This is a genomic window from Leclercia sp. Marseille-Q4284, assembly GCF_916618945.1.
Lineage (GTDB): Bacteria > Pseudomonadota > Gammaproteobacteria > Enterobacterales > Enterobacteriaceae > Enterobacter > Enterobacter tamurae.
In genome coordinates this window covers 2518036-2529754 of sequence record NZ_CAKAKG010000001.1, presented here as the reverse complement: position 1 = coordinate 2529754, position 11719 = coordinate 2518036, and the positions used below count along the sequence as shown (strand labels likewise).

Below are 11719 nucleotides of genomic sequence, written 5' to 3'. Positions count from 1 at the left end.
TACATCATGTTATTAACGGCAGTTCCGCAGGAAAATTAAGGTTAATTGCGTATTTATTGGGATTAATATTTCTGCCGGGGATGACAACCTACTCTACGCGGGGCGACTGACACAGGATGTCACTGCAAGAGCGAAGCGGGATAAATTATGCGTGATGATTATTATGATAATAATCAATAAGTTGATGTGTTGCATGCCGAGTTAGATTTACTTATCCCGGCTTTAAGGGACCCTTATTGGATACGCTAAACAGATAACCTATCTTTCACCTCGTCGATAACTAAATGAGGTACGTTATGAGAGATATCTATCTGCAATCAAAATTAGAAATGGCCAAAACCCTTCACATCTATGGCGTCGAGCTGGCGCACATATCTGTTGCCACCGGGCTCTCACAGTCCAGATTAGTCACTGACCTGAATATTGCCGATGACGTTGAGTTCGGTAAACACAAAGCGAAAAAATAGTGATCGTCCCGGACATCATGCCGGTTTACTGGCGTAAAAAATCAGCCAACAGTGAAAAGAGCATTTTATTGGTCTCTTTCCGGCAGGACGAATAGATACTGAATTGTGGCAACGTAAATGGCGTCTCCAGTTTTTTTAGCTGATACATCCCGGAATAAGTCGCAAAGACTTTTTCCGGGATAATGCCCAGGCAGTCGGTGGTGGAGACAATCAGTAAGATGGAGGCGAAAGAGGTGGTCAGCAGACAGCGCTCGCTGGAGCGGAATTTTTTATCCACGATGCTGCGATGATAAATGATCTTTTCGTTTTTAGTGTTGTACCCCACCAGATTGGCATCCCTGAACATCTCCTCCGTGACCGTATTTTCATAAAGAGGATTATCCTGTGCAGCGATCAGCACCAGCGTCATATCACTCATCTTCTGGCAAGAAATATTACTGCTCTCAACAGAAAAGGTGGAGAACACCACATCCGCCTGGCGCATGTTCAACAGTTCGGTGATCTTCGCTTCGTTAAGCTCGGCGGTACGGTGCAGCAGGCTGATATCCGCGTTCATCCCGACGATCTTCTGCGTCAGTTCCGGCACCACTAACGGCGAGACAAAGGACTCGGTGTAGAGGGTGAGTCTTCGTTTTTTGATGCGGGAAGAGAGGGGGAGCAGGGTGGCGAGCTTATCGATGATCGGCAGGATGTTGTCATACAGTTCGTCCGCATACACGGTGGGTAACAGCGTGTTGCCGCTGCGGACAAACAGGTTATCCCCCATCTGCTCGCGCAGTTTGCGCAGCGACTGGCTGACGGCAGAGGCGGAAATATCCAGCATATCAGCCACTTTCGAGATACTGCCTACGCTGTAGATTAAGCAAAAAATGGTCAGCAGATTCAGGTCGATCCGGTTTAACGAGATGATCTTATCTGACACCGGCATCGTTGGCATACGCCCTCTGTCTCCACGCCTTAACCCTCTCAAAAATAGCAGGCCTCCCGTCACGCGCGGTGAGGAAGAAGCATGATTTTATGCTCAGCAAAATCAACAGCCTCCGGGCGGCTCCTTTTGCCCGCCTTTTTAACATTGTAAATTTTGCTATTCCGTTGCGGATTATTGACCTGACGCATTAAATTGCACAAAAAATAGACATAATCTGAGAATGCACTAAAGCTGACAAGGGGGGAAAAAGCATGTCCGTTGACAGACTGAAACGCGATCTTCTTAACAAGATGATTAATGCCCGAATCGATCTCGCCGCCTATCTGCAGTTAAGGAAAGCGAAAGGGTATATGTCAGTCAGCGAAAGCGACCATCTGCGTGACAACTTCTTTGAACTCTGTACTTACATGCGTGAAAAAGCGCCGGAGCTGAGAGCGTACTGCAATGCCGAGGAGCAGGCGATGCTCTATCGCGCCGCCGGTTCGCTCACCACCGCAGGCGTCTGTATGATGACCGGCAACCACGATTGCCCAACGTTCATCGCCGTCAACGCAGAGAAGCTGGAAAACTGTCTGAACGATCTCACTCTCTGCATCCAGTATCTGAAATCACATTCACCGCTGATTCAGAGCTGATCCCGGGGGAGGCAACTCCCCCATCTGCTTAAGCTTTTGTAAAAGTATTAACGCCCCTGCGCTGAGTGGCTAGTCTTATGCCATACGTCGAAAAGGAGTGCGTTATGCGTCGATCCTCGCTTATTTCCCTGCCATTGTTGCTGATATCCGCCTCGCTGTTTGCTGCCCCCGCCGACGTGCAGGTGTCGGTACTGCAAAATAAACTCGATCACCCCTGGGCGCTGGCGTTCCTGCCCCAGGATCAGGGCATGCTAATCACGCTGAAAGGCGGACAGCTTAAACGCTGGCAGGCGGGCAAGGGGCTCTCCGATCCCATCGTCGGAGTGCCGAAGGTCTGGGACAGCGGCCAGGGGGGATTACTCGACGTGGCGCTGGCCCCTGACTTTGCCACCTCCCGTCGGGTCTGGCTGAGCTATGCCGAAGCGGGCGATGACGGGAAAGCGGGCACCGCGGTGGGGTATGGTCGTCTGAGCGAGGATAACACCCGGCTGGAGGACTTTAAGGTGGCCTTCCGCCAGCAGCCGAAACTCTCTACCGGCAATCACTTTGGCGGCCGGCTGGTGTTCGACGGCAAAGGCTATCTTTTTATCGGGTTAGGCGAGAATAACCAGCGCCCGACCGCCCAGGATCTGGATAAGTTACAGGGCAAAGTGGTGCGTCTCACCGATCAGGGCGCGGTACCGGACGATAACCCCTTTGTGAACAACAAACAGGCGCGGCCGGAGATTTGGTCTTACGGGATCCGCAACCCGCAGGGAATGGCGATGAACCCGTGGAGCAACACCCTGTGGCTCAATGAGCACGGGCCACGCGGTGGCGACGAGATCAATATCCCGGAAAGAGGCAAAAACTACGGCTGGCCGCTGGCAACCCACGGCATCAACTACAGCGGGTTGCCGATCCCGGAAGCGAAAGGCGAAACCGCCGTGGGCACCGAGCCGCCGCTGTTTGTCTGGAAGCAGTCTCCGGCGTTGAGCGGGATGGCTTTCTATAACAGCGACGTCTTCCCGCAGTGGAAGAATAAACTCTTTATCGGCGCGCTGAAGGATAAGGACGTGATTGTGATGAACGTCAGCGGCGACAGCGTTACGGAGGAGGGAAGGATCCTCGGCGACCGCAATCAGCGGGTTCGCGATGTGCGGGTCGGACCGGATGGCTACTTATACGTGCTGACCGATGAAACAGACGGGCAACTGTTGAAAGTCAGCCCGTCCAGGGAGTAGATCAGGTCACCGGGATCATCACCACGTTGCGATAGGCCGGGCGCTCGCTCAGGTTTGCCAGCCAGCGCTCAAGATGCGGACGCGGTGCCCACGTCAGACCAACGTTGGTCAGGTTCCAGACAAATGGGGCGACGGCGATATCACCCACGCCAAAGTCGTCGCCCGAGAACCACGGCTTTGTCGCCAGCGCCTCGTCCATCATGGCAAACAGCGATTCGCAGGTGGCTTTGGCAGCGTCAATGGCAGCGTAATCACGCTCGGCTTCCGGGGTTCTCACCAGCCCCATCAATATTACCCGGTGGGCAGGGGAGAGCGTCTGGTTGGCCCAGTCCATCCACTTTTCACCGACGGCCCGCTTCGCAGGTTCATCGAGCCACAGACGGTTCTGGCCGTACTGCGCCGCGAGGTAGCGCACAATGGCGTTGGATTCCCACAGCGTCAGGTCGGTTTCGTCATCGCGCAGCAGCGGCACCAGACCGTTAGGGTTCATTGCCAGATAGTCGGCCTCTTTATTCACCCCGTGTTCCAGTCCCGCCATGATCTGCTTAAAGGGTAAATCCAGCTCTTCCAGCGTCCAGAGTACCTTTTTAACGTTGGTTGAATTGTTCCTGCCCCACAAAGTAATCATAATAACCCCTTATAATTAAAGCCGTTGTCAGGATGCGATCCCTGGTGATGGCTTTACATGGTGAGATAAACCCAACCAATACGCAACAGACGCGAAAAAAATCGATGCGGTCAAAGCGTATCGGGTTGTTATTGCATAAACTTTAAAAACTTTACCAGGTTTTGGTTTTTTTTAAGGCGTTAGTACGTTATTACTCATCGCTTCTTGCGACACGGTGGTGTGACGTGATTTTTGGAATGGAAACTCGGGTGGCATTATGATGCGAAACACTTTTTCTTTACGCGGTCTGGTAGCGGGTTCTGCGCTGCTGGTCCTTTTTGCACCTTCGCTGTACGCAGCGGAACAGGCGGCGCCTGAGGCTCCGCCGGTTGATGCGCGCGCCTGGATATTGATGGACTATGCCAGCGGCAAAGTCCTGGCAGAAGGCAATGCAGATGAAAAACTCGACCCTGCCAGCCTGACCAAAATCATGACCAGCTACGTGGTAGGGCAGTCCCTGAAAGCCGGTAAGATCAAGCTCACCGACATGGTGACCATCGGCAAAGATGCCTGGGCGACGGGCAACCCGGCGCTGCGCGGCTCCTCGGTGATGTTCCTCAAGCCGGGGGATCAGGTGGCGGTTTCCGATCTGAACAAAGGGGTAATCATTCAGTCGGGGAATGATGCCTGTATCGCGCTGGCCGATTATGTGGCCGGCAGCCAGGACTCTTTCATTGGTTTGATGAATGGCTACGCGCAGAAATTAGGCCTCACCAACACCACCTTTAAAACCGTTCACGGCCTGGACGCGCCGGGCCAGTTCAGTACCGCCCGCGATATGGCGCTGCTGGGCAGGGCACTGATTCATGATGTGCCGGAAGAGTACGCGATCCATAAAGAGAAAGAGTTCACCTTCAACAAGATCCGCCAGCAGAACCGCAACCGTCTGCTGTGGAGCAGCAACGTCAATGTGGACGGGATGAAAACCGGCACCACTGCCGGGGCAGGCTACAACCTGGTGGCCTCGGCAACCCAGGGCGATATGCGTCTGATCTCGGTGGTGCTGGGCACCAAAACCGACCGCATCCGCTTTAACGAGTCAGAAAAACTGCTGACCTGGGGCTTCCGCTTCTTCGAAACCGTCACCCCTATCAAGCCGGATGCCACCTTTGTCAGCCAGCGGGTCTGGTTTGGCGATAAGAGCGAGGTCAAGCTCGGCGCCGGTGAAAGCGGCTCGGTCACCATTCCGCGCGGCCAGCTGAAAAACCTGAAAGCCAGCTACACCCTGACCGACAAGCAGCTCACTGCGCCGCTGAAAAAAGGCCAGGTGGTCGGCACTATCGACTTCCAGCTGAACGGCAAATCCATTGAGCAGCGGCCGCTGGTTGTGATGGAAGCGGTGGAAGAGGGCGGGTTCTTTGGCCGGATGTGGGATTACGTGCTGATGAAATTCCACGAGTGGTTTGGCGGCTGGTTCAACTAAAGCTTCCGTGCAGTGCCGGGTGGCGGCTTCGCCTTACCCGGCCTACGGAGTTCCCAGGCCCGTGCAAGCGCAGCGCCGCCGGGCAATAAACCGCACTCAGTACATCAATTTAATCTGCTGCGCCTTAGCCCAGGCAGCCAGCTCCTCATCCGGACGACAGTCGCTGACGATCGCGTCAAAGCGCGTCAGCTCCCCCATCCGCGCCGGACGCACCTTGCCCATCTTGCTGTGATCCACCACCAGCACATGGTACTGCGCCATACTCATCGCCCACTGTTTAACCGGCAGCTCATCGAGATTAAAACAGGTCGCCCCCTGGCGAACATGCACCCCTGCCGCAGAGTAAAAGGCGATATCCGGGCACAGGTTACTGAGGGTGTCATGCAGGTTAAGCGGTTTGAAGATAGCGTTGCTGGCGTGGAACTCACCGCCGCAGAGGATCACCCGGCACTCGGGTTTTTCCTGCAGGGCGAGAAAGGTGTTCAGGGAGTAACAGACCCCGGTAAACGGCAGGTCATTATCGATGGCTTCGATGATCCACGGCGTGGTGGTGCCGCAATCAAAAAACAGCGTCTGATGAGGCTGCACCAGCGAGGCGGCCAGCCGCGCGGCTTTGCGCTTCTCTTCCACCAGGCGGGTTTTTTGATCGCTCAGCAGATAGTGGCTGGCGCTGCGGGGTTCGAGGACAATGTAGCCGCCAAGCAGCACAACCGGCCCGCTTTCACTGTTGAGGTCGCGACGGATGGTCATCTCAGAGACGCCCAGCAGCGCGGCGGCCTCTTTCAGATGCAGTTTATCGCTGCGCTTAAGCGCATTAATCAGTTGAGCCAGCCGTTCGTCACGTCGTGTTTCCATAGGTCCTCAGAGCGATAAATGAGCCCCCGTTACGCCGGGGGCTCAAGTTTACCTCGCGGGACCTGAATTAGTCACGTATCCAGCCCTTGCGGATCGGCAGGGCAAAGCAGAAGCGGTACAGCTGCGAGAGGCGGAGATAGAGAGCCTGCCCGAACAGGTTCCACAGGATCTGCGCGCTCAGGCAGCCCAGCAGGCCGACCATCAGTCCGCCCAGCATATCCATCGGCCAGTGGACCCCCAGATAAACGCGGGACCAGGCGATGGCGCAGGCCACCATCATCAACACAATGCCGGACCAGACCCGATGCCAGAACAGGAACGCCAGTGCAAAGGTGAAAATGGCGGTGCCGTGATCGCTCGGGAAGGAGTCATCCGCGGCGTGGTGCAGGAAGTTATAGCCGACACGATCGACAAACGGGCGGTCGTGCGGGAACAGATGGCCCAGCAGCCACGACGCCGCCAGGCTTATCACCAGCGCCATGGCGATCTTAATCACCAGCTGACGCTGGGCACCCACCTGCTTGCGCGGCCCCCATAGCCAGAGGATTGCGATCAGCGCGGGCATAATGGTTATCAGGTCTTTCGCCACAAAGATGGCCAGATTAATGCTCCACTCCGGCGAAGCAGGCGTGGCATTGATCAGATAAAACAGTCCGTAGTTCAGATTCTCTAACATATCCTCGTTACTCTTTTGCAAACCAGATGGAGATCAGGCCGTAGGCCACCACCTGTGAAAACCACACCCACCAACCTGCCCACAGGTTGTGCGAGAAGAAATGTGCGCCGCGCATCACCTGGCCATAGCCCATGACCAGGCCGAGCACGACTCCGGCAGCCACCAGCCCCCAGGCCAGACGCGGACGCTCACGCCAGAAGGCGAAGAACAACCCCATCACCATAAAACCGCTTGAAGCGTGACCGCCGGGAAAACAGCGCCCGGGGCCACTGCCGAGGGGAGCTGAATCAAACAGGGGATAGGCCAGGGCCTTGCCGCCATACTCCACCAGGTCCCAGGGACAGCTGTGATGGCTGACGGCTTTCAGTACCCCCACCACCGCCGTACCCAACCCCATCAGCAGCGCCGCCGTAACCAGTTGGGCATTGCGCCGGAACGCGCCGTATAGGAGGGTAACCGCCGCCACGGCAATGGTCAGGTATTTCGCCAGCCGATGATTGAGCAGATCCAGCAGCGCGTTTTGCTGCAGCGGAAAGTGCTGGCTGGCCGCGTCAAACCAGTAGCCGGTCAGCATTCTGTCGAGGGTTTCATCCCGCGAAAGCCAGGTAAAAAGCCCGGCCAGAACCAGCAGCGTAATCAGCTGATAACCATAAAAACGCGCCGGTAAAGGGTAAAGCGGTTTTGTCTTAGAAGTCTTTAACTTAGACAATTCTGAAGCCGGAGAAAATTGTGTCATAATTAAGGCCAATGACTTAAAACCCCTAAGCATACGGGCGCTAACTTAAGGCAACCTTAAACGACGGCGATTTGTGCGTTATTTCTGACCAGCTGCGTTAATCTGCTATCGCTGGCGCAGCCATTTCATTACACTCTGCGCGATTTTTTATCGGATATTGAGACTCCATGCTAAACCGTTCTTCTTCCAGCACTCGCCTGGGGCGTCAGGCGCTGCTGTTCCCGCTGTGTCTGGTGCTTTACGAATTCTCCACCTATATCGGTAACGATATGATCCAGCCCGGCATGCTGGCCGTGGTGGCGCAGTACAACGCCGGGATCGAGTGGGTTCCCACCTCCATGACCGCCTATCTGGCGGGGGGGATGTTTTTGCAGTGGCTGCTCGGGCCGCTATCGGATCGTATTGGCCGTCGCCCGGTGATGCTCACCGGGGTGGTGTGGTTTATCGTCACCTGCCTGGCGACCCTGCTGGCGCAGAACATCGAGCAGTTCATGGTGCTGCGCTTCCTGCAGGGCGTGAGTCTGTGCTTTATCGGTGCCGTCGGTTACGCCGCTATCCAGGAGTCGTTTGAGGAGGCGGTGTGCATCAAAATCACCGCCCTGATGGCGAACGTAGCGCTGATTGCGCCGCTGCTCGGCCCGCTGGTGGGGGCCGCCTGGGTGCACGTTGCGCCGTGGGAGGGGATGTTCGTGCTGTTTGCGTTGCTGGCGGCGATCTCGTTTTACGGCCTGTACCGCGCAATGCCCGAAACCGCCACCCGCATCGGGGAGAAGCTCTCCATGCAGGAGCTGGGGCGCGACTATAAAGCGGTGCTGAAAAATATCCGCTTTGTGGCGGGGGCGCTGGCGATTGGCTTTGTCTGCCTGCCGCTGCTGGCGTGGATTGCCCAGTCGCCGGTGATCATCATCAGCGGCGAAAAGCTCAGCAGCTACGAGTATGGCCTGCTGCAGGTGCCGATTTTTGGCGCGCTGATTGTGGGTAACCTGGTGCTGGCCCGGCTGACGTCACGCCGCACCGTGCGCTCGTTAATCATCATGGGCGGCTGGCCGATTGTGATTGGGCTGGTGGTGGCTGCGGTGGCGACGGTGGTTTCATCCCACGCCTGGCTGTGGATGACCGCCGGGCTGAGTATCTATGCGTTTGGTATTGGGCTGGCAAATGCCGGGCTGGTGCGTCTGACGCTGTTTGCCAGCGAGATGAGTAAAGGTACGGTGTCGGCGGCAATGGGGATGTTACAGATGCTGATCTTCACCGTCGGGATTGAGGTCAGCAAACACGCCTTCAGCAGCGGCGGCAACGGGCTGTTCAGCCTGTTCAACCTGGCGAACGGCATCCTGTGGCTGGGGCTGATGTTTGTGTTCCTGAAAGACAAGCGGGTTGGCAGTTCGTTACAGCCGGAGTAAACAATCAAGCCGGGTGGCGGCTACGCCTTACCCGGCCTACGAAACTACGCCTGCTTAATTGAACGGGGCTTCCCGGTTCAACACGCGGTCAATCACTTCCAGCACCCCTTCTTCGTTATTGTGTGGCGCTTCATAGCGGGCAACCGCTTTGATGTGATCCCGGGCATTGGCCATCGCAAAGCTGAACCCGGCCTGGGTCAGCATCTCCACGTCGTTGCCGCTGTCGCCAAAGGCGACCACTTCGCTGTTGTCGATGCCCCATACCTCCTGCAGCAGGCGCAGGCCATTGGCTTTGTGGATGCCCGGCAGGATCAGGTCGATACTGCCGTGCCCGGTGGTGACCGGCACCATAATGTCGCTCAACTGCTGGTGGATCATCCCCTGGATGCGCGGGATTTCGTCGTCCGGTACGTTCAGGCCAAACTTAAAGAAGATGTCGTTGAAGTTATCGAAATTGTCCACCTTTTCCAGCCGGTGATAATATTTGGCGGCAAGGTCATGGAAGGTTTCACCATAGTGTTTCAGGGTGTAGGCGCTGCCTTTGCCGCAGGCGATCACTTCTACTTCCGGAATGGCGCAGAGAAACTCCGCCACGGTGGCGAACTGGGCCTGCGTCAGCTCGCCGTTGTAGACATCTTCCCCGGCATTCACCACCCAGCCGCCGTTTTCCGCGACAAAGGCGATCTCATCGGCGATCTCCGGAAAAAAAGAGATCAGCTGGTAGTACTGGTTGCCGCTGGCAACCACAAACCGTATGCCCTGTTCCTTCATCTGCGCGTACTGGCGCAGAAAGCGCGCGCGATTGTACTGCTTCGCATCGTCGAGGAAGGTGCCATCCATATCAACCGCAATCAGTTTAACGCTCATATCCATTCTCCATGGCAGATCTAGCCTGCGAATCCGGTTTGGCGACCGCCCTGGCGACCAGAGCGGCAATCATTACTAATCCTAAGACCACCAGCATCGCGCTGCGTAAGCCGTAATGCTCCCCGAGGAAGCCCAGCAGCGGCGGGCCTACCAGGAAGGCGAGATAGCCGGTGGTGGCGACCACGCTGACGCGGGTCGGCGCGTCCGGGCCGGTGTCGCTGGCTGCCGAGATGGTCAGCGGGAAGCCGAGCGAGGCACCCAGCCCCCACAGCACCACCGACACGCCGGCCACCCAGTCGACATCGACAAAAATAATCAGGGCAATGCCCAGACCACCCAGCAGGGCGCTGGCACGAACCACCGTCACGCGGCTGTAGCGGTCGATAAACCAGCCCCCGGTAAAGCGCCCGACGGTCATGCCCAGCGTAAACCCGGCATAAATCAGTGAGCCGGAGGTTGGGCTGAAGCCATGCCCGTCCACCATCAGCAGCGGCAACCAGTCATTGGCGGACCCTTCCGCAAAGGCCATCGCCAGCACCACCACGCCAATCAGCATCAGCTGCATATCGCGATAGAAGGGCAGCCCTTTTTCACCGGTTTTCGTCTCACCCGCGACGTTTCTGCCGTTGCCATCCGGAATGGCGGTGATCCCCAGCAGCACCGGGGCGATACAGACCAGCGCAGCCAGTAAAATATGGGTGGTAGCGGCAATGCCGGTAGCGGTGAGCGCCATGCCGATGCCAGCACCGGCCAGGGTGCCGAGGCTATAGAAGCCGTGCATCATCGGCAGCACGGTTTTGTTCATCTCCTGCTCGATGGCGGCGCCTTCGACGTTGATCGCCACTTCCGCGGCGCCAAAACTGCCACCAAACACGGTCAGTCCGAGGGCAAAGGCCAGCGGGGAGGCGAACCACAGCGCAACGCTGAGCAACATCATACCCACAATCGCGCAGCACATCGTGGTGCGGATCACTGTCCGGGTGCCGAAGCGCTTAACCAGCCAGGCGGAACAGAGAATGCCGCTCATCGACCCTATCGACAGGCCAAATAACACGATGCCCATCTCCGCCGTCGAGACCGACAAAATATCGCGGATGGCAGGGGTGCGCGTGGCCCAGGAGGCCATTAACAGGCCGGGGATAAAGAAGAACATAAACAGCGCCCACAGGCGGCGTTGCAGAATTTTGCGCGGTGAGATGACGGTCATGGTTTCTGTACCAGAAGGACAACATAGAAGACAACACTAGCAAGTTTGTGTACATTTGTACATAAATGCGCTGAGGTAAAAATGAACAGACGACCCAACGATCCGCAACGGCGGGAACGGATATTGCAGGCTACCCTGGACACCATCGCTGAGCATGGTCTGAACGCGGTCACCCATCGCAAAATCGCCAGCTGTGCCGGCGTGCCGCTGGGGTCGATGACCTACTATTTTTCCGGGATGGATGCGCTGCTCGAAGAGGCCTTCACCTGGTTTACGCAGCAGATGTCGGTTCAGTACCGCGAGTTCTTTGCCGGGGTGACGGGGCCGGAGATGGCTTGCGAGTCGATCACCACCTTGATTTACAGCTCTCAGGTGACCACGCCGCACAACATGGAGCTGATGTACCAGCTGTATGCCTTTATGAACCGCAGCGCCTCGTTAAAAACCGTGATGCAGGACTGGATGAAAACCAGCCAGACTACGCTTGAGCAGTGGTTCGATCCGGTCACCGCCCGGGCGCTGGACGCCTTTATCGAGGGGATGACGCTGCATTTTGTCACCGACCGACAGCCTCTCACGCGGGAAGCGTTGCGGGCGATGGTGGGCAGGATAGCCGGGACATAACCTCGTTT

At 56.8% G+C, this 11719-nt stretch carries 13 protein-coding genes; 6 read left to right on the top strand and 7 right to left on the bottom strand.

Translation table 11 applies throughout. The annotated features are described in order from the left end of the window. Positions 1-329: 329 nt before the first annotated feature. Complete coding sequence (locus LG383_RS11970) at positions 330-467, top strand: hypothetical protein (RefSeq protein WP_225759212.1); 138 nt, start codon at positions 330-332, stop codon at positions 465-467. 25 nt (positions 468-492) lie between these two features. On the opposite strand, the gene LG383_RS11965 is transcribed toward LG383_RS11970, so the two are convergent. Next, on the bottom strand, positions 493-1404 hold the full coding sequence (locus LG383_RS11965) for a LysR family transcriptional regulator (RefSeq protein ID WP_225759211.1): 912 nt from the start codon (positions 1402-1404) through the stop codon (positions 493-495). Between the two features lie 242 nt (positions 1405-1646). On the opposite strand from LG383_RS11965, the gene bssR reads away from it, so the two are divergent. Beyond that, entirely contained in the window at positions 1647-2030 is a 384-nt protein-coding gene (gene bssR / locus LG383_RS11960; RefSeq protein ID WP_225759210.1) for a biofilm formation regulator BssR, read from the top strand. Positions 2031-2134: 104 nt separating this feature from the next. Then, positions 2135-3253, top strand: coding sequence for a PQQ-dependent sugar dehydrogenase (locus LG383_RS11955; RefSeq protein ID WP_225759209.1), 1119 nt, complete (start codon positions 2135-2137; stop codon positions 3251-3253). 1 nt (position 3254) lies between these two features. On the opposite strand, the gene LG383_RS11950 is transcribed toward LG383_RS11955, so the two are convergent. Then, on the bottom strand, positions 3255-3881 hold the full coding sequence (locus tag LG383_RS11950; protein ID WP_106992499.1) for a glutathione S-transferase family protein: 627 nt from the start codon (positions 3879-3881) through the stop codon (positions 3255-3257). 256 nt (positions 3882-4137) lie between these two features. On the opposite strand from LG383_RS11950, the gene dacC reads away from it, so the two are divergent. Next, positions 4138-5343, top strand: coding sequence for a serine-type D-Ala-D-Ala carboxypeptidase (gene dacC / locus LG383_RS11945; RefSeq protein ID WP_106992500.1), 1206 nt, complete (start codon positions 4138-4140; stop codon positions 5341-5343). Positions 5344-5439: 96 nt separating this feature from the next. Here dacC and deoR read toward each other — a convergent pair whose 3' ends face one another. The 3 genes from deoR to LG383_RS11930 all read right to left on the bottom strand — a co-directional run bounded on the left by deoR (position 5440) and on the right by LG383_RS11930 (position 7610). Continuing rightward, positions 5440-6198 carry a DNA-binding transcriptional repressor DeoR gene (gene deoR, locus LG383_RS11940; RefSeq protein ID WP_225759208.1) on the bottom strand — a complete coding sequence of 253 codons (759 nt, stop codon included), beginning with the start codon at positions 6196-6198 and terminating at the stop codon, positions 5440-5442. 67 nt (positions 6199-6265) lie between these two features. Beyond that, positions 6266-6874, bottom strand: a complete 609-nt coding sequence (gene ybjG, locus LG383_RS11935) for an undecaprenyl-diphosphate phosphatase (protein ID WP_106992502.1) — start codon at positions 6872-6874, stop codon at positions 6266-6268. Between the two features lie 7 nt (positions 6875-6881). Further along, positions 6882-7610, bottom strand: coding sequence for a phosphatase PAP2 family protein (locus LG383_RS11930; protein ID WP_225759207.1), 729 nt, complete (start codon positions 7608-7610; stop codon positions 6882-6884). Positions 7611-7777: 167 nt separating this feature from the next. On the opposite strand from LG383_RS11930, the gene LG383_RS11925 reads away from it, so the two are divergent. Next, a complete protein-coding gene (locus tag LG383_RS11925; RefSeq protein ID WP_225759206.1) occupies positions 7778-9013 on the top strand; it encodes an MFS transporter in 1236 nt (411 codons plus the stop codon). A 54-nt stretch (positions 9014-9067) separates the two neighbouring features. Here the strand turns inward: LG383_RS11925 and LG383_RS11920 are convergent, their stop codons facing one another. Both LG383_RS11920 and LG383_RS11915 read right to left on the bottom strand, forming a co-directional pair. Next, positions 9068-9880 (bottom strand): Cof-type HAD-IIB family hydrolase, encoded by an 813-nt coding sequence (locus LG383_RS11920; protein WP_225759205.1) that lies wholly within the window; start codon positions 9878-9880, stop codon positions 9068-9070. Further along, positions 9870-11087, bottom strand: coding sequence for an MFS transporter (locus LG383_RS11915; protein ID WP_225759204.1), 1218 nt, complete (start codon positions 11085-11087; stop codon positions 9870-9872). The genes LG383_RS11920 and LG383_RS11915 overlap by 11 nt, the downstream gene beginning before the upstream one ends. Positions 11088-11168: 81 nt before the next feature. Here LG383_RS11915 and LG383_RS11910 point away from each other — a divergent pair, with 81 nt between their 5' ends. After that, entirely contained in the window at positions 11169-11711 is a 543-nt protein-coding gene (locus LG383_RS11910; protein WP_225759203.1) for a TetR/AcrR family transcriptional regulator, read from the top strand. Positions 11712-11719 lie beyond the last annotated feature (8 nt).